The following is a 17561-nucleotide window of genomic DNA, read 5'->3' as shown; positions in this document are numbered from 1 at the left end:
ACTTAAGAAAGAATAGTTTAGGAATCAGAGTGTCTTTTCTTCCAAGTGATTCGATCGCAAACCAACGGTAAACAAAGTATATGGAACAAGGTTATTCAGAGAAGGCATACCGTTGGAATCGGGAAAAATACTCTAGCAAACGGCGTTTTGTGGACATTTGGTCTTTTGTCTTGACCTTACTGTTCAAACTTTGGCTATACAACAAATCTTGGAGTTATCCGGGAGGTGTGACTGATGTCAAGCAAGCTGCAAGACGCAAAACCCAAGCAGTCTGGATTCGCAATACTCTATTGGATTTAGGGCCAACCTTCATCAAAGTTGGGCAACTGTTTTCTACCCGTGCTGATATATTCCCTGGTGAATATGTAGAAGAACTAGCCAAGTTACAAGACAAAGTACCGGCATTTAGCTATGAGCAAGTAGAAGCGATCGTTGAGAAAGAACTAGGCAAGAAAATTCCTGAACTTTTCCATAATTTTGAACCTATTCCCTTAGCTGCTGCTAGCTTGGGGCAAGTACACAAAGCTATACTACATACTGGAGAATCAGTTGTTGTTAAGGTGCAACGTCCTGGGCTAAAGAAGTTATTTGAAATAGATTTACAGATTCTCAAAGGAATTACCCGCTACTTTCAAAACCATCCCAAATGGGGACGTGGACGAGATTGGTTGGGTATTTACGAAGAATGTTGTCGCATTCTTTGGGAAGAAATTGATTATCTTAACGAAGGTCGTAACGCCGATACTTTTCGCCGGAACTTTCGCGGCTACGATTGGGTGAGCGTCCCCAGAATATACTGGCGTTATGCTACTTCCAGAGTGCTGACTTTGGAATATCTCCCTGGAATTAAAATTAGCCAATATGAAGCTTTAGAAGCAGCAGGTTTAGATCGAAAAGCGATCGCTCGTCAAGGTGCTCAAGCCTACTTACTACAATTGCTCAATAGTGGCTTTTTCCACGCCGATCCTCATCCAGGCAATATTGCCGTTAGTGCAAATGGTGCTTTGATATTCTACGATTTCGGCATGATGGGGCGGATTAAGTCCAACATCCGCGAAGGATTGATGCAAACACTGTTTGGTATTGCCCAAAAAGATGGCGATCGTGTTGTGCAATCTTTAATAAATTTAGGTGCGATCGCCCCAACTGATGATATGGGCCCAGTACGGCGTTCCGTCCAGTATATGCTGGATCATTTTATGGATAAGCCCTTTGAGAACCAATCAGTTGCAGCAATCAGTGACGACCTTTACGAAATAGCTTATAATCAGCCATTTAGATTTCCAGCAACTTTCACTTTCGTGATGCGAGCCTTTTCTACTTTAGAAGGGGTAGGTAAAGGCTTAGATCCAGAGTTTAACTTTATGGAAGTTGCCAAACCTTATGCAATGCAACTTATGACCGATATGAATGGTTCTGAGGGGAATAGCTTTCTTAACGAATTAAGTCGTCAAGCAGCTCAGGTAAGTAGTACCGCCTTTGGTCTACCACGTAGATTAGAGGATACACTAGAGAAGCTAGAGCAAGGAGATATGCGCTTGCGCGTTCGGTCTATAGAAACTGAACGCCTGCTGCGACGACAGAGCAGTATTCAGCTCTCAATAAGCTATGCTCTGTTAATCAGCGGTTTCACGCTTTCAGCTACTATTTTAGTGGTTAAGGATTATGTATGGTTAGCACTGCTGCCTGCTTTAATTGCAGCTGCGCTTTCAGCGATCACGATCCGATTACTTTTACGCCTCGACCGTTACGATCGTATGTATTAATTGTTGCAAAAAATTTATGAAACTTAATTTCACGGGTTTTAGCGATCCGGGACTTATTCGTTCTAATAATCAGGATGCTTACTATATAGACCCAGAAGGACGATTTTTCGTTGTTGCCGATGGTATGGGTGGTCATGCCGGAGGTGAAGAGGCAAGTCGGATTGCTACTGAAGAAATTCAGGCGTATTTGGTAGCAAATTGGGAAACTTCTAAGTCTTCTCAAGAATTACTAGAGCAAGCTTTGTGGGGTGCCAATGAAGCGATTTTGCAGGATCAGCAAAATCATCCCGAACGCGCCGATATGGGGACAACTGTTGTAGCAGTAATTTTTCGCTCCCCAGAGTCGCCTTGGTGCGCTCATGTTGGCGATTCGCGGCTGTATCGCTTCCGCGAGTCGCACTTAGAACAGGTGACGGAAGACCACACTTGGGTAGCACGAGCAATCAAAATCGGTGACATCACCTTAAATGAAGCACGATTACATCCTTTTCGCCATGTATTATCGCGTTGTTTAGGGCGTGAAGACTTGCATCAAATTGATGTACAACCACTAGATGTAAAAGTTGGCGATCGCTTGCTGTTATGTAGTGATGGTCTTACAGAAGAACTTGTCGAGCAGAAGATTGCTAACTGCCTCCAAAATAGTCCTTGGCTTGATAAAGCCGCCATCTCTCTTGTTGAGGCTGCCAAAGAGCATGGAGGGCACGATAACATCACAGTTGTCATCGTCTCGCTTGAAGAAAATAGTCATTAGTCATTAGTCATTAGTCATTGGTCATTAGTCGATTTGGTAACTTTAAACAAATGACAAAGGACAACTGACAAAGGATAAATGACAAATCCGGTAAATATACTCAGTAATTTGTTCAGCGTGAGCATTTTTCCTTTTTACAATTTGATACAAATATTTTTAGCCTCTAAAATCACCCAAAGAGGATAAATTTGTATAAATTAGTAAATTGACATCTTGCACGTAATAAGGTAAAGCGACTATAATTCACGCTTATTACCATTAATTCCCCAACCTCCTTACAATTTCCCTCCTCCGAAGCTTCTTCCACCCTTGCGGAGACAGCATCTTAGGCTTTTTAAACACAAAGACTAAGACAGGTTTTACATAGCACCAAATATTCTCTTTAAAAGATATTTGTGCAAAACAGGAAGGAATAAGGGAGGTAGTTATACCTATCTAAGACCAAATAGAGCTTATTTTCCGGAATATGGTTCAGCTGACTTGGGTGGTATATCAGTAGGATTAGGTGCAAGATATCAAAGCAGAAAAAAGTCCACACTTTGGATGTGGGCAATCTGTCAAACAATTGTTATCTTTCGTAATACGGAGGAACAAATGTTGGACAGATATAAGTCCAAATATTATCCCATTTGGACTTCTGTGAGCGATATCACCTTTACGCGTTGTTTTTTCGGAGTAATTATGAATCAACCAATGAAACTATCCTTGGAACAGCAATTCAGCATCTGCTCATTTGCTACTCAGGTGCAAAATATGAGCCACGATCAAGCTAAAGATTTTTTAGTCAAGCTCTATGAGCAAATGGTCGTGCGCGAGGCAACTTATCAAGAGCTTCTTAAACACCAGTGGGGCTTAGATTCCGGTTCCACTATGGCATAGAGTCGTTCTAATGTCGCAGTGGGCGACCTCCTTCTCTTGCTTGGTTCCAAGGAGGAAAAGAGCTGGGGATGCCGGGGCGTCAACTTCGATAAGTAATTCCACAATAATATGGCGCAAAAGTTCAATTCCCGAAATTAACTAAGAATGAGTAAACATTGTCTACGGCATATCTGATGAAGTCTAGACTAACTTTAGCATTGCAGGGTAAAACTCTTGTTTGCTTTAGCCAAACTTTTTGTTGTTTCGTCTAATCAGGGAATCACACCTGCACAAATTGACAATCCACTGGAATATTTGCAGAGGAAGATTCAGAGATAATTTATATACTACTGCTTTAGCAGCTAGTGATTTCACTCTTTATACATATAACTAGAAGTTACATCTTTATATATATTTTGTTTATAAAACGTTACATTGTGAGAGCGACCACCTATGAAACACGTAACATTAAGAAATTATGCCTAGCTGGAAAGATCGTATGGAGAATCTGTATCTATACTTTCCAGTTTTGTTATAATCTGAGGCTTAATCTTTTCGTACTCGTTTTTGAGTAAACTTTTACTAATTTGCGGGTCGGCAGAGGACATCAAGGTATTGCTGATTGCGACCCACTCTTGCAGTCGTTGCCGCTGGGCAGAAGCGACGCTGGAAAGTAAGATGTGGGTACAGGGATTTGGTGCTTCTCGTGCAAAGAATAAGAGGCGGTAGTAACCTGTGTGCTGTAGTAACCGAGCAATTTCTTGACCAAGGCTGGTTTTGAGATCGAGATAATAAGGCAACCATTTAGCGCCATGCTTGCGATTGTAGATGACAGTAATCCATAGGAGCATGGGATGGGGGATAGAGATGAACAGAAATTGGTTATAGCGTGTACAGAGTAAGCGTTTTTGAATTTCTTCTTGCGGTAGCATCACCCACAAAGCTGGTAAAACCTCCCCATTGGTATGAATGGGCTGGGGAAACACAATATCGGCAATTGGTTTATTTTTGGGCCAGGAAATGGCACGAGCGATTTCATCGTTTGACCAGGATACCCGCAAATCGGCTTTGGTCTTTTGTTCAAGCTCAGTGCTAGCTGTAGTAGTAGGAACGAGGGAATGGCTGGCTTGCTGAATTTTGCGTGTATGCTCAGGCTTTTCTAAAGATGCTAAAACTCTGAGGATTTCAGTAATACTTTGGGGGCGATCGCGTGCTACTTTAGCTAGACAACTCATCACCAAATTTTCAATTTCTTTTGGTAGTTCTAATCCAGGCACAGCCTCAGAAAAAGAACGTGGTTTTTGATAGTGATGTGTTTTATACCACGCACCAAAAGAGTGAGTTGGTGCCACCAGTGGCATTTTGCCTGTGAGCATCTCAAACATCATGACGCCCAAACTATAAATATCAGCACGGTTGTCTAATTCTTTACCCTCCATCTGTTCGGGAGAAGAATAAGCCAATGTCCCCAAATAAAATTTTGTATGGTCGCCATCTGACTGTAATAACTTAGCAATACCAAAATCTAGAACCTTGACCAATTCTCCAAAACTGGGATCTTGAATCACCAGCATATTGCTTGGTTTGACATCGCGATGGATAATTGGGCAAATAGCGCCATCAACCGGGATGCCATCATGGGCGCACTGTAACCCTAAGCTGAGTTGACGCGCCATACTGAGGAATCTAGCTAAAGGTAATCGTTGCTTGCGAATAATATTGTTCAGGCTTTGTCCTTGTAAGTATTCCATAACGTAGAACGGGGTGTTATTGTCATCTACGCCGTAGTCCATAACTCGGACAATATGGATACTTTTTTGCCCTAGTAAAGCACAGGTTTTTGCTTCTCGCTCAAAACGGTCTTGCAATCGCATCTTTTCATTTTGGATTGATAGAGCCAGAAACTTAACTGCAACAGGTACACCTCCCAACAATGTATCTTTAGCACGATAAACCCGACCCATTGCTCCAGTACCGATTAACTCTTGGAGTTGGTAGCGTTTGCTGAGTAAGCGACCAATGTTGGGGTCTGACATAGAAAATTCGACTCCAAAAGCAGTTTGTAAATATTTGGGAGGACAAGTGCATTCAAAAATTGTGGTGTAGTTTTAGTTTGCCCAATTTTGACTAATGCGCTATCACTCTTGGCATCTCCTTTTCTCTACGAGACGTTGGTTTGTGTTGGGAGAAGACGGCATTAGTTTGGCTACACCAGGACTTACGCAACTGATTAAGCAATGGCGTGCGGAGCGCGCCGACTGCCTAAAAACTAAGCCATTGACATAGCAATATCTGGACGTTTTAACTGCCCAATTAAATAATTTGACAACTAGCCATGTTTAATTTGATAAACCTGTCTTTGTAGGTTAACAAACCCTTAAATTCGCATTAGTTCACGAAGATAGACTTAGTTTATGTAATAACGAATTATATTCACCCAATACTTTTAAAAAATTTTCTGATTACCTAACAATCTTTTTAATCTTCAAGCTAATTATTACTATGTAATAATGCATTATTCATTGGTAAACTGTAATATTTAAGTGTTGTTTTTTCGTTTTTCCTGTTGATTAGGATATATATCAAAACTTGATTTATTATTCATTATATAATATTGAATTCGACGCTCGACAATACTATGAAATCTGGACATAAAATCATAAAAGAAACCCGGATATTTCCTGATTCCTGTGAATGCTGTTAACCATTTTCTTTGTTTTATAGGTTCTACAACTTGAAGATAAGCTAGATTTTTCTTATAGACTGAGAGATTATAAGATAGAGCACGCATTAGAGTAGGATTATTTTTCACAATGTCTTGTTGCATGAAAGAAGTAGTAGTTTTGCAGTATTGATTTAGACGTGGTAATTGGCTTTGATATACAAGAGAACCAGGGCGTGAACGGTAGAAATAATAGGGTTTTGGCTCAATAAAAAACCTAGCTCCTTTGATTAAGCATTTCATGTCAATCCAAAAATCTTGACCCATTCTAATTTCTTCATCGTACTCGATGCAGTTCTTAATCAGGAATTCTCGTTTGAATAGAGGCTTGCTTAAGCCAAGATGCAACCCTGGTTGCCCATAGACATCAGTTTCTACAAAATAAACGATATCAATTTGGAAGATTTTATCTATACGTTCTCCACTTTCTTGAATCAATGTACTCCAAGGAGATGTTGTACCGTCTTCGATCAAATAAACATCATCAGCAATCATGTCTGCATTTGTTTGATTTGCCAGAGACACAAGATTTTCTAATCTTTTGGGAGCATACCAATCATCTGAATCAAGTACAGCAATCCATTCTCCTTGGGCTGCTCTGAAGGCGCGATTACGTGCCGCCGCCGCTCCAACATTTTGCTGATTAACTATCACTTTGAGACGTCGATCGGTGAAACTTTTAGCGACTTCTACAGTTTTATCACTTGAGCCATCATCGACCATGATAACTTCAATGTCAGTGAGTGTTTGCTTTAAGGCTGACTCTATTGCCTTTCCAATATAAGTTTCAGTATTGTAAGCAGGGATAATAACAGAGACTTTAGGATTCACGAAACTGAACTCCTGACTACATGGTTAGGTAAAATACTAAAATCCTGACCATAATTTGATCGTTTCTTTTTTACTATACAACTCAGTAGGTCGGTAAGAATATACGATGAGTGGTTAAAGTCGGGTAGGAGATATTAGGCGTTGGTAAACCAGTGCGTTGCCAGAGTTCTTTGAACGGCAGTTTTTGGCTTAGAAGAACAGCAAAGCGGTGAGGTAGGGCTGCTTTTAAGCTGACTGACGCTCTAGGCTAGCTTCCATTGTGCTAGTTAAAAAATGACCAGCCAAGATACCACTACTGAGGTAATATGTATCTTGCGAAATCCGGTGTAGGGTTTCAAAACCACTACGACGCTGACGATCGCTTAGTACCCAGTAACGCTGTACGATAGTATCTAGACCAATCCAGCCTTCGCCTTCAACCTGCCCCAAAATATTATGTTGTAGTAAAAAAGTATACTGACGCTCTCCATCATGCAACCGCCCCTTATATTGCAAAGAGATTTCAGAGCGATCGCTACCTGGAAATATCAGTTTTGTGGCCATAGTAAACCAGTTATCTCGATTCCAAGCTACCAATGTCATACCCTTGACGCTGATTGGCGTACCATTACGTTCCAGCCAATTTCCTTGCATTGCCCAGCGTCCTGGTTCCAATAAAAAAGTATGAGCCACCTTTTATTCCTTGTCTTGCTTGAGTGCTGCCAAGACTACAGTTATAGCAGTGCTAAGTTGCGTTAGCGATAGCGGGACGTTTAGCCTATAAAGATAGTAGCTTTGAATATTGATAAAGACAGTGCTAAGTTGCGTTAGCGATAGCGGGACGTTTAGCCTGTGGAGAATGGAGAAATTTTTTATCTTGTTTATTGTTCTTGACTCAGAACTGACCTTGGTAAATTTCTCCCAAAAGTACTTCTTGAGGTGCACCAGTGGCAGCAGGTAAGTTGCCAGGAATACCCAAATGTCGCCAGTAGGCTAAAACCGCGAAGGCGATCGCTTCTTTAAAATCTGCACTCAAGCCGACTTCATCTGTTGTGGAGACTGGTATCGATCCTAACAACAACTGTAACCTTTGTTTCAAATATAGATTGCGACTACCACCACCACATAATAGTACCCGTTGTGGCATTTCTGGCAAAAAAGTGTGGTAACTATGAAAAATTGAAGCAGCTGTAAGTTCTGTGAGAGTTGCTAGTACGTCAGCAGGATTGAGTTGGTATGCTTGAGCATCTTTTAAACACTGATGCAAGTAAGTCACACCAAATAATTCGCGTCCAGTGGATTTGGGCGGCGGTAGATGAAAGTAGTCTTGGTTGAGCCATTGTTCTACTAATTGATAGCAAGGAGTACCACTTGCTGCCCAATTGCCATCTTCATCATAAGTTTTAGCACCACCGCTTAAATGCTCTACCGCTAGGTCCAACAGACTATTTCCAGGGCCAGTATCCCAACCACGAATTTTTGAGAGCCAGTCTCCATGCCGAGGTGGAATATAAGCAACATTGCCAATACCACCAATGTTTTGAATACAACGCCCCTCCTGGGGATGACTGAGTAAATAAGCATCGACTCTAGGCACAAGAGGCGCACCATGACCACCAATAGCAATATCAGCAACGCGGAAGTTACTCACAGTCGTAATGTTCATAAGATGTGCAATTAATGCACCTCGCCCTAGTTGAAGACTATAACCCAAAGGACTGCCCAATGCTGTTAACGGATAGCTAGGGTTTAGCCCGTGGGTAGCGATCGTTTCTCTCCCCCTGCTCCCCTGCTCCTCTGCTCCCTGTGCTCCCTCTTTGGGTGGTCGATGATAAACCGTTTGACCGTGGGAACCAATGAGAGTGGCGCGCTGATGACCAATTTGAATATTTTGGGCGGCTTGGGCAAAGACTTGGGCGATCGCATCATCTATTTCCGCTAATTCTGCCATTGAGATGGCAACGCCTGCACCAACTGCTAATATTTTTTCTCTGAGTTGGGCTGGATAAGGATATGTTGCCCCGGCTAGCAACTCAACTTTGAGATCCAATTCTGTACCGGAAATCTCTACCAACGCAGCGTCTATGCCATCTACGGATGTGCCACTAATTAAACCAATAACGCGAGTAGGGACAACAGCTTTTTCAGTTGGATGCATCGGTCAAAATTCTTTTGTTGATTGCAAGAGTTTAGTTTAATTCATGTTAATAGCTATGTCAAAACACTCAGGTTGCATAGTTAATTACAGAAGAAAAAGTAAATATAGCGACGGAAGAATCTCAAAACCAATAGCAATACCACGAATCTATTTATATTTATCAGGAAACAAAGAATTTAAAACAATTTTGTTTGTTATCTTAATTGCTCCTTAATCAGGACAACATCCGAAGATACAAATTCTTAATATATGCAGGCTTACTTTACAACTTTTTTAATTTCAGATAAATAACAGATATACTATCCACTTTTTCTGCAAGTGAAACTACTGATTTCTGTTCAAGAATAGGGCAAAATGTTGGCTAAATATAGGAATTTTTCAATAAATACAAATCCAGTAGTTTCATCCTATTGTTTCTTCTAGAAGACACTACATAATGAATCCAAGTCGCAAACGAACTTTTCAACAATTAAAAATACAGAATTTCAAGATTATGTCTTTTACAAAAATTGCTTGTATCGCTGCTCTATCTTTATCTGCAATCTCCTCATTTATCTATGCAGGTTCTGCCCAGGCTATTTCCTTCCAAATAACCACTGGCATTGCAGGCCCTAATGGAGAAACTGACCAAGGTGCTTTTTCTGAGTTTACTCAACTTCCTGGTACGACAACTGTTAACTTCAATAATGGTCAAGCACCAACCACTGGTTTTGCTAAATACTCATTTGAGAATAACAGTGGAACCAGCAGTGTGAGGTCAGATGTATGGGCACCTGCTGGGGCAAATGGTGAGGTCAATAATGGGAAGTATTTGGCAGTTTTCAACGGCGATAAAGTCACAATTAACCTTGCAAGTTCCCTCAATTATTTCGGTATTGACTGGGGAGCTATTAGTTCTGGTAACGTTTTTTCCTTCTACAATGGCGATAATTTAATCAAATCATTTACAACTGAGGATGTGAACCCAGTTGCTCCAATTCGTGCATCACAGCATGGCGGTGAAGGAAATGGCTACCTTCACTTCTACTCAGATAGTAGCAACGACATTTTCAACAAGATTGTCATTACCCAAACAGGTGGTGGTGGATTTGAAAGCGACAACCATTCTTTCCATCTAGGAACTGACAAATTTACAGGTTTTGACCCTAAGTCTGTTCCTGAGCCTAGTATTACATTAGGTATGCTGGCTGTAGGTGGTATGTTTCTACGCAAGCGCAAGAACGAAAAGTTACAAACTGTAAGACAATCTCATTAAACATATCAATCTGAACTCAGTAAGATTTTCTCTATAGTCTAACCTTAGCCTGTAGAAGGATTTCAAAACTTAGTTAATATAAAATGCAACTCAGGGTGAGTTTACTTAGGTAAACTCGCCCTAATCCATTTGCCATTTATAATCGGGGCTTCTTCTACAGTCAATGCTACGCGCAGCAAGCTAAGAAAATTTTCTTTAACTAGACTTTTTATTCATGCAAAATTGGGAGAAGGGGTTGAGGGATGTAGCAAGATCCCGTAAGGTGGGCAAATTTTACATTTCATTTGTGCAAGAGGTCTACTCAATACTGCTTAGAGCTTAACCAGACTGTATTGAGAGTGAACCGTAATTTTGACTCCTATAGGTTATTGCATGAATAAAATATACGTGGATTAGTTTAGATATAATAATGACTCATTCTTTGTTGTCCTAACTGGAGAAATTAATGGGTCGCGCCAAAAAGGTTGTCCTGGCATATTCTGGCGGAGTGGATACCTCAGTTTGCATCCCCTACCTTAAGCAAGAGTGGGGTGTGGAAGAGGTGATTACCCTAGCAGCAGATTTAGGTCAGGGAGATGAATTAGAGCCAATCAGAGAAAAAGCTCTGAAATCGGGTGCAAGTGAATCCCTAGTGGCGGATGTCAAAGACAGCTTCGTTAAAGATTACGCCTTTGGAGCGATTCAAGCCAACGCCCTTTATGAAAATCGTTATCCTCTAGGAACCGCCCTAGCTCGTCCACTGATTGCCAAAATATTAGTAGAAACAGCCGAAAAATATGGTGCTGATGCGATCGCTCACGGTTGCACTGGCAAAGGCAACGATCAGGTTCGCTTTGATGTCTCTGTCACCGCCTTAAACCCCAACCTGAAGATCCTCGCACCAGCCAGAGAATGGGGAATGAGTCGTGAGGAAACGATCGCTTATGGGGAAAAGTTTGGTATTCCCTCACCAGTTAAAAAATCTTCTCCCTATAGTATTGACAAAAATTTGCTTGGTCGTAGTATTGAAGCTGGTTTACTCGAAGATCCTTCATTTGAGCCACCAGAAGAAATTTATGAGATGACCAAAGCGATCGCTCACACTCCCAACGAGCCAGAGTACATTGAAATTGGTTTCCAGGGTGGTATCCCCACAACTCTCAATGGAATAGCTAAAAAGCCAGTTGAGCTAATTGAAGAACTCAATCAGGCGGTGGGAAATCATGGCATCGGACGGATAGATATGATTGAAAACCGTCTGGTGGGGATCAAATCGCGGGAAATCTACGAATCACCTGCAATGTTGGTGCTAATTCAAGCACATAGGGATTTAGAAAGCTTGACGCTAACAGCAGACGTTACCCATTACAAGCGTGGGATTGAAGAAACTTACAGCCAAATTGTTTACAACGGTTTGTGGTACAGTCCACTCAAAGTTGCACTCGATGCTTTTATTCAAAAGACACAAGAGCAAGTCTCTGGAACTGTGCGAGTGAAGTTGTTCAAGGGCAACTCTACGATAGTTGGGCGTTCGAGCGATAATTCTCTCTATACTCCTGATTTGGCAACCTACGGAGCCGAGGATAAATTTGACCACAAAGCCGCTGAAGGCTTTATATACGTTTGGGGACTACCGACTCGCATTTGGTCAAAGCAGATTAGGGGTTAAGAGTTAGGAGTTGGGAGTTAGGAGTTAGGAGTTAAAAAAGCAAAATACAAAAGTAAAAGTTAAAAAAATTCACTTTTTACTTTACTCTTTACTCCTCACTCCTCACTTAGTTTATGCTTGACTTACTCTTCTGCTGCACCTTTAACTTGGCGAGACTCCAGCCACAGGGGCACAATAATTAAGGCAGCGAGGATTAGTAAAGCTGCGATCGCAAATTGACCCACCCAAGCAACCAATTGTTCTAAAGAGACTATTTTGCCAGCAAAAAAAGCTAATGTCACCATCAAACTAGCCCAAGCAACTGCTCCTAAAAAGTTATATAAAAAGAATTTTCTAAAGGGCATTTCAGCTATACCAGCTAGTGGTGCAGCAAAAACTCGTAACAATGCCAAAAAACGCCCAAAAAACACTCCTTTAGCAGCGTTTTGACTAAATTGATCTTTAATACTCAGCAGCCGCACTTCAGAAATCCGAAATATACTGCCAACTTTTACCAGAAAAGCCCAACCGCTAACTCTACCAATCCAATAGCCACAAGTACCACCAATGACAGCACCCATAATTGCGTCACCGAGAACCAGCCAGAAATTTAGTTCATCGCTGCCAGCTAAAAACCCGCCTACTAAGGTCACGGTTTCACCAGGAAGGGGAATGCCTAAATTTTCTAGCAAAATTCCGAAAAAAATTGCCCAATACCCGTAATTATGAGCAACTTCCTGGATATTTTCTAGTGAAATCAGCTCTAAAGACATTCCACACCGCCGTCTTTACAAATTTTTACTTTTACTATATTTTTACATTTTTGCTTGTTTTTGGGTGGGGTGTCAATCAAACTAATACATAACTTCTACTCTATGGGAACTATTAATTTATGACTATTAAATATACAAATTTTGGGATTGGTACCACATGTTCATAATTTATTAAAAAAAGATTAAAAATTTTATAGAAAATTTATAAATATCCGTTTAAATTGTGAAAATCTTGTAAAAGATACGGTTGATACCGAAATTGTTAGGCGCTTATGCCTATATTGATGAAAGTTATCACAAATTATACGACATGAATACTGAAATAATCTCTCTCAACTGTAGGACTAAAATTGCCCAAATATCTGGGTAAAAGGTCATTTTACCGTTGAAAGAGAAGAAGTATTGATGTCTTTTTCAATTTTTTGTCAAGTGTTCCAATTACCCTGTTAAATTCATGGCTTTCACACAAGAACTTCAAGTGATTTTGTTTAAACCCCAAGGAAGCATAGATTTGCAAGGCGGTAAGGCTTTGAGCGAACAAATGGCTGGAGTAGTCCCTCAAGCTTATCAACTCTGGGTTATCGACCTAGCAGAAGTTAACTTCATGGACAGCTCTGGGTTAGTTCCTTTAGTAAAAGGCTTAAAAGCTGCACGTCAGAGTGGTTGCCGCTTAGTTCTATGCAATGTACAAGCTCCTGTACGGTTGATTTTGGAACTTACCCAACTCGATACAGTGTTTGAAATTTTTGACACTTACCAAGATATTTTTACCAACGTTAAAGATAACAGTCTGATGCTAGCAGACTAACTAATAAATCTACCTACAGAAGGATGGCGGAGTCAAGCGATATTTGCATTTGTTCATATTCTTTCATATTCTCTTTAAAATAACAGTCTGGTGCTAGCAGGCTGATTTTGTTTATTGTCCAGAGAAGAATGTTGAGGGAAATTCATATCTTTGAAGCTAGGTAGTATAAATTGCATTAGTTGGAAGTCATCTACCTAAAGCAGTAAAGTCAAAAATTGCCAAAATCGATCAAATCAAATGCAACTGTTTGTGACACTCCCCAGCCTTTTAAATCCAGGGTTGTGCAAATTACTCTAAGCTAATTGTTTTATATGGGACGTAACTAGTGAAAGGAAGCAGGAGGTAAGAAAGGTTAAAATCTCAGCTTTTAGGTTATTTCTAACTTTATAGTTATTTTTGCCTCGATCTACTACTTGGATGCCTCCAAGATGTTTTGATGCACCAATTTCTTACCTCTTAGATTCCACCATTATGATAATTTTAGGCATTCTGGGGAGTTGAAATATTAGTTTGTTCGGATGCTGGGCGGGGAAAATTTGGTAAATCAATACCGCTGTGACTAGCATTGCGAGTTTTGAGTGCTAAACGGTAACTCACACTTTGCAGTTCTGCTTGCAGTTGGCGGTTTTCCCGTTGTAGCGTTGCTACCTTTTCTCTCACTGGCGTCATCCGCTCCTCAAACTTCCGACGGTAAATTTGAGGCAACTCTTGTACTACTTGCTCCAACATCCGAGTGCGGTCGGTAAGTTCTTGAACTGACTGTCGCAATTGATAAATTTCGGAGTCACGAGTTGTAATTTGCTCTTGGTAGAACGCCACCTGCTGTTCTACAGCTTGAAGTTGTTCTTGTAAAGCGTGTAACTGGGTCAGATCGCGCTCAAATTCCGGCTGCTGTGGCATAAAACTAGTGTTACCCTTTACCAGCCGGAAAAGTTCTTGAGATAGTTGTTGCACTAATTGATCGCGAAGTTGCAGCTCCTGGCGTAGCTGCGATACTTCCGTCGAGAGAACTTGAATATTAGGTGTATCAGATTGGCTCACAGTAGCTTAAAGCTCCCATTCAGAATCTTGTCCACTCTTAGGTATAACTGCGGGAGTACTACCTTTGGCAAGTATTTGTTAATTTAGCATTCCCAAACAAGTGACGAAAAAAGAAAAAGACAAAATTTTATTGAATGGGAGTGGGGATTGGGGAGTGGAGAGTTAGGAGTTAGGAATTCTTCCCCTGCTTCCCCTACTCCCTCATCTCCCTCATGCACCTCACCTCCCTACACTGTTGCAGGTGCAGCTACTTTAGTAGGCTTTTCTTTTTCCTCTTTAGGGGGTTTTTCTTCTTCAATGTCCTGCTTAATTGTCAAGTAGCGAATCACTTCTTCACTTAAACGCATAGCGCGTTCAAAAGGAGCGATCGCAGTTGCAGGCGCGCTGTAGTTTAACTGGATGTAGATGCCATCCCGGTGTTTTTTGATTTCGTAAGCTAGACGGCGCTTACCACGATTTTGAATTTGGATCTCTTCAGCACCCTGTTCGCGAAGCAAATTCTGATATTTAGTAACTGCTTGCTCTACCTGTTCCTCTCCCAAGTCAGGACGGAGGATGTACATTGTTTCGTAATTTGTAGTCATATTTTTCAGTTTCCTCATGGACAAAAGTGGCTGCTGATATTAATTTATACCTGTCTTTTCTTTAAAATGCCAGTATTAATCAACATCTGAAGCAACAAGGAACTATAATCTTACCAGTTTTCAATTTTGTTTCATTAGCCAAATCGCCAAAGTTTGGATTTTTTGCATGTCCCTAATGAAAACTAGGTTGAGAGGCAATCCTGATATTTCTTTCACAAGATCGATCGAGCTATCAGCTTCGCTAAGGGGTATCTTTCTTTAAAGGGCATCTTATAGCGATCGCTTTTTTGCTCAAGGCTCAATCGGTTGGCTAAACAGCTAACTGACGATTGCTAGGTACTCACAGCAACTAAAAAGCAGAAAAAAGGTATTTATCAAGGTTATGGCGCAGCGCTACGTGCGAATTCAAAATCCAGAAGGACAGATTTACTATGGGTTACTACAGCTATCCCTGAATGTACAGGTGCTAGATGCTCCACCCTGGTTACAAGGACAACCCACTGATTTAACTTTGACACCAGAAAATTACCAAATTCTGGCTCCCTGCGCTCCCTCAAAAATTGTGGCCGTGGGTAAGAATTATGCAGATCATGCGGCTGAAATGGGAACTCCAGTACCTTCTGAGCCATTAATCTTTCTTAAGCCACCTACGTCGATCATTCCATCTGAAAGGGAAATTAAGTATCCTCCCCAGTCACATAGAGTTGACTATGAAGGAGAGTTGGCTCTAGTGATTGGCGATTACGCTTTTGAATGTACGCCAGAGGTAGCCCAAACCAAAATTTGGGGCTACACCATCGCCAATGACGTAACAGCGCGGGATTTACAAAAACAGGATGGTCAGTGGACGCGAGCCAAAGGTTTTGATACTTTCTGTCCTTTGGGGCCTTGGATTGTGCGAGAATTAAATCCAGGAGCGAGATTGCAGACTTTTGTGAATGACGATGCTAATCCAGTTCAATCTGCCTGTATCGATCGGATGGTGTTTTCCCCCGATGTTTTAGTTTCCTATATCAGTCAGGTGATGACGCTACTTCCTGGTGATTTGGTGCTTACAGGTACGCCGGAGGGTGTAAGTGCTTTGCATCCAGGCGATCGCGTCCGCGTAGAAATTGAAGGTATCGGTCGCCTGGAAAACACCGTAGCGTCCCGTTAACTTCTAACGCACTTGCATATACACTGCATCAGAAATCGCTGGAATTTCTGCATAACGTCCGCTCACAGACTGGATGACTGAATATGCTGCTGCTCCCACTATGCCGATAAAAATGGTTGTGGATAGAGTTTGGATTGCAAAACCACCGGAAGGAACTAGTCCCACAACATCAGTTAGGATGCTAAACAAAAAGATAATGATATCCAAAAGGATTGCTTGCATGGTGTTGAAACGAATAAAATGACTAATTTTTTCATTTCTTACTACCAGCAAAAATAAAGCAAAGAAAATAATCATTCCTGCATAACGCACGCCGTAGTAAATTCTTAATAATGGCAGAAGCGGTAAAAACAGTAGTTGTAACGGTGGAAACTCTGATAGTAAATATCTACCAAATACAAAAACTTCAATTAGAGGAAGCAAATAAGGCAAGGAAGCAAAAATCCGATCTGAAACTGTTGTAGACCCGCGCCAAGACATTATGCGTTCTCCTGTGGTTAAATTTTAATAGTTACTTGAGCATAGGATAACGCAATTGCTGGTCTTGCTGAGAAATTCAACTATTCTATATGGGCGATGCGAAAGCCCATCATACATTCATATTGGTCTGGCTGCTGTTGAGTAAGTTTGCGAATGGCTTGACCACAGCGCAGTTGACCCCCACGCCAACGAGGTTGACCGCTCCCGTCAGCGAGTAAACAAGACTGGCAAACTTGCTCAGGGGCAAGGATTTGCTCGTCCATTAAAATGACTAGCATCGAATCCCTCCTGTAAATTCTCATTGTCAACCCACATTTCACTCAAGGGAAGACGTGTTTTGTAGCGGTTCAAAGAGCCACTTCTGATAGATTGGATGCGTTTTGTGTGGTTAAGTGTTGTGATTTGCAATCTCGCTTTGCGCCTAACTTGGGTGATCGCAGAGGACACTTAAGAACCGCATCCTACCTCTTTGTAGCAAAAATGTGGGCAATTACGATTCAATAACAATTCTCAAGCGAATTTTAATTTATTGTACGTTGTGTCTATTGCAAAGTGGAAATTCTAGTAAAAAATAATACAAAAATTTTTGCATTAAGTTGAGCAAAGACAACTAACGCTATCCATTGCATCCCTGTTAATTTAGCACTAGAATCTGTCAAACTTAATATTTAGAAAACAACAAAAGCTTTACGCACAAGCAACACGGCGACTTATCAAAATTCCCTTGAGGTGAGTAGTTAAAGTGTGAGAAGTCAAGTCAGTAAAATTG

The 17561-nt window shown here is 41.1% G+C and carries 16 protein-coding genes; 7 read left to right on the top strand and 9 right to left on the bottom strand.

Translation table 11 applies throughout. The features are described 5' to 3' along the window. Nucleotides 1-80: 80 nt before the first annotated feature. The 3 genes from RMZ42_RS04675 to RMZ42_RS04665 all read left to right on the top strand — a co-directional run bounded on the left by RMZ42_RS04675 (nucleotide 81) and on the right by RMZ42_RS04665 (nucleotide 3399). A complete protein-coding gene (locus RMZ42_RS04675) occupies nucleotides 81-1766 on the top strand; it encodes an AarF/ABC1/UbiB kinase family protein (RefSeq protein WP_322670300.1) in 1686 nt (561 codons plus the stop codon). A 16-nt stretch (nucleotides 1767-1782) separates the two neighbouring features. After that, a complete protein-coding gene (locus RMZ42_RS04670) occupies nucleotides 1783-2520 on the top strand; it encodes a Stp1/IreP family PP2C-type Ser/Thr phosphatase (protein ID WP_322670299.1) in 738 nt (245 codons plus the stop codon). 681 nt (nucleotides 2521-3201) lie between these two features. Next, nucleotides 3202-3399, top strand: a complete 198-nt coding sequence (locus RMZ42_RS04665; protein WP_041565841.1) for an NblA/ycf18 family protein — start codon at nucleotides 3202-3204, stop codon at nucleotides 3397-3399. Between the two features lie 461 nt (nucleotides 3400-3860). Here RMZ42_RS04665 and RMZ42_RS04660 read toward each other — a convergent pair whose 3' ends face one another. The 4 genes from RMZ42_RS04660 to RMZ42_RS04645 form a co-directional block, all read right to left on the bottom strand. Beyond that, nucleotides 3861-5414, bottom strand: coding sequence for a serine/threonine-protein kinase (locus RMZ42_RS04660; RefSeq protein WP_322670298.1), 1554 nt, complete (start codon nucleotides 5412-5414; stop codon nucleotides 3861-3863). A gap of 503 nt (nucleotides 5415-5917) precedes the next feature. Beyond that, nucleotides 5918-6931, bottom strand: a complete 1014-nt coding sequence (locus tag RMZ42_RS04655) for a glycosyltransferase family 2 protein (protein ID WP_322670297.1) — start codon at nucleotides 6929-6931, stop codon at nucleotides 5918-5920. Between the two features lie 225 nt (nucleotides 6932-7156). Next, the gene (locus tag RMZ42_RS04650) at nucleotides 7157-7603 is read right to left on the bottom strand and encodes a hypothetical protein (RefSeq protein WP_322670296.1); all 447 of its coding nucleotides are present in this window, start codon (nucleotides 7601-7603) and stop codon (nucleotides 7157-7159) included. A 202-nt stretch (nucleotides 7604-7805) separates the two neighbouring features. Further along, nucleotides 7806-9068, bottom strand: a complete 1263-nt coding sequence (locus RMZ42_RS04645; RefSeq protein ID WP_322670295.1) for an anhydro-N-acetylmuramic acid kinase — start codon at nucleotides 9066-9068, stop codon at nucleotides 7806-7808. A gap of 493 nt (nucleotides 9069-9561) precedes the next feature. Here RMZ42_RS04645 and RMZ42_RS04640 point away from each other — a divergent pair, with 493 nt between their 5' ends. Continuing rightward, nucleotides 9562-10323, top strand: a complete 762-nt coding sequence (locus RMZ42_RS04640; protein WP_322670294.1) for a PEP-CTERM sorting domain-containing protein — start codon at nucleotides 9562-9564, stop codon at nucleotides 10321-10323. Nucleotides 10324-10768: 445 nt separating this feature from the next. Continuing rightward, a complete protein-coding gene (locus RMZ42_RS04635; RefSeq protein ID WP_322670293.1) occupies nucleotides 10769-11971 on the top strand; it encodes an argininosuccinate synthase in 1203 nt (400 codons plus the stop codon). Between the two features lie 122 nt (nucleotides 11972-12093). Here the strand turns inward: RMZ42_RS04635 and RMZ42_RS04630 are convergent, their stop codons facing one another. Further along, nucleotides 12094-12723 carry a DedA family protein gene (locus RMZ42_RS04630; protein ID WP_322670292.1) on the bottom strand — a complete coding sequence of 210 codons (630 nt, stop codon included), beginning with the start codon at nucleotides 12721-12723 and terminating at the stop codon, nucleotides 12094-12096. Between the two features lie 454 nt (nucleotides 12724-13177). On the opposite strand from RMZ42_RS04630, the gene RMZ42_RS04625 reads away from it, so the two are divergent. Continuing rightward, nucleotides 13178-13531: an STAS domain-containing protein gene (locus RMZ42_RS04625; RefSeq protein ID WP_322670291.1), complete on the top strand. Its 354-nt coding sequence runs from the start codon at nucleotides 13178-13180 to the stop codon at nucleotides 13529-13531. Between the two features lie 480 nt (nucleotides 13532-14011). Here RMZ42_RS04625 and RMZ42_RS04620 read toward each other — a convergent pair whose 3' ends face one another. Beyond that, nucleotides 14012-14572 (bottom strand): Npun_F5560 family protein, encoded by a 561-nt coding sequence (locus RMZ42_RS04620; RefSeq protein ID WP_094348024.1) that lies wholly within the window; start codon nucleotides 14570-14572, stop codon nucleotides 14012-14014. A 227-nt stretch (nucleotides 14573-14799) separates the two neighbouring features. Next, nucleotides 14800-15156 carry a 30S ribosomal protein S6 gene (gene rpsF / locus RMZ42_RS04615; protein ID WP_322670290.1) on the bottom strand — a complete coding sequence of 119 codons (357 nt, stop codon included), beginning with the start codon at nucleotides 15154-15156 and terminating at the stop codon, nucleotides 14800-14802. A gap of 382 nt (nucleotides 15157-15538) precedes the next feature. Between rpsF and RMZ42_RS04610 the strand changes: the two genes are divergently transcribed. Next, nucleotides 15539-16312, top strand: a complete 774-nt coding sequence (locus RMZ42_RS04610) for a fumarylacetoacetate hydrolase family protein (RefSeq protein ID WP_322670289.1) — start codon at nucleotides 15539-15541, stop codon at nucleotides 16310-16312. 3 nt (nucleotides 16313-16315) lie between these two features. Here RMZ42_RS04610 and RMZ42_RS04605 read toward each other — a convergent pair whose 3' ends face one another. Further along, nucleotides 16316-16792 carry a Tic20 family protein gene (locus tag RMZ42_RS04605; RefSeq protein ID WP_322670288.1) on the bottom strand — a complete coding sequence of 159 codons (477 nt, stop codon included), beginning with the start codon at nucleotides 16790-16792 and terminating at the stop codon, nucleotides 16316-16318. Between the two features lie 80 nt (nucleotides 16793-16872). Further along, the gene (locus RMZ42_RS04600) at nucleotides 16873-17070 is read right to left on the bottom strand and encodes a hypothetical protein (RefSeq protein WP_094348028.1); all 198 of its coding nucleotides are present in this window, start codon (nucleotides 17068-17070) and stop codon (nucleotides 16873-16875) included. Nucleotides 17071-17561 lie beyond the last annotated feature (491 nt).

Source organism: Nostoc sp. DedQUE05 (genome assembly GCF_034530955.1).
Lineage (GTDB): Bacteria > Cyanobacteriota > Cyanobacteriia > Cyanobacteriales > Nostocaceae > Nostoc.
Note: the sequence above shows the minus strand (reverse complement) of the source record. Positions and strands in the feature narration are given on the sequence as shown.

What these genes read in the sequence shown, in the direction of transcription:
- RMZ42_RS04665 (WP_041565841.1), top strand. Translation starts at nt 3,202, where the DNA reads ATGAATCAACCAATGAAACTATCCTTGGAACAGCAATTCAGCATCTGC.
- RMZ42_RS04645 (WP_322670295.1), bottom strand. Translation starts at nt 9,068, where the DNA reads ATGCATCCAACTGAAAAAGCTGTTGTCCCTACTCGCGTTATTGGTTTA.
- RMZ42_RS04610 (WP_322670289.1), top strand. Translation starts at nt 15,539, where the DNA reads ATGGCGCAGCGCTACGTGCGAATTCAAAATCCAGAAGGACAGATTTAC.
- RMZ42_RS04630 (WP_322670292.1), bottom strand. Translation starts at nt 12,723, where the DNA reads ATGTCTTTAGAGCTGATTTCACTAGAAAATATCCAGGAAGTTGCTCAT.
- RMZ42_RS04635 (WP_322670293.1), top strand. Translation starts at nt 10,769, where the DNA reads ATGGGTCGCGCCAAAAAGGTTGTCCTGGCATATTCTGGCGGAGTGGAT.
- RMZ42_RS04600 (WP_094348028.1), bottom strand. Translation starts at nt 17,070, where the DNA reads ATGCTAGTCATTTTAATGGACGAGCAAATCCTTGCCCCTGAGCAAGTT.
- rpsF (WP_322670290.1), bottom strand. Translation starts at nt 15,156, where the DNA reads ATGACTACAAATTACGAAACAATGTACATCCTCCGTCCTGACTTGGGA.
- RMZ42_RS04660 (WP_322670298.1), bottom strand. Translation starts at nt 5,414, where the DNA reads ATGTCAGACCCCAACATTGGTCGCTTACTCAGCAAACGCTACCAACTC.
- RMZ42_RS04605 (WP_322670288.1), bottom strand. Translation starts at nt 16,792, where the DNA reads ATGTCTTGGCGCGGGTCTACAACAGTTTCAGATCGGATTTTTGCTTCC.
- RMZ42_RS04675 (WP_322670300.1), top strand. Translation starts at nt 81, where the DNA reads ATGGAACAAGGTTATTCAGAGAAGGCATACCGTTGGAATCGGGAAAAA.
- RMZ42_RS04670 (WP_322670299.1), top strand. Translation starts at nt 1,783, where the DNA reads ATGAAACTTAATTTCACGGGTTTTAGCGATCCGGGACTTATTCGTTCT.
- RMZ42_RS04640 (WP_322670294.1), top strand. Translation starts at nt 9,562, where the DNA reads ATGTCTTTTACAAAAATTGCTTGTATCGCTGCTCTATCTTTATCTGCA.
- RMZ42_RS04625 (WP_322670291.1), top strand. Translation starts at nt 13,178, where the DNA reads ATGGCTTTCACACAAGAACTTCAAGTGATTTTGTTTAAACCCCAAGGA.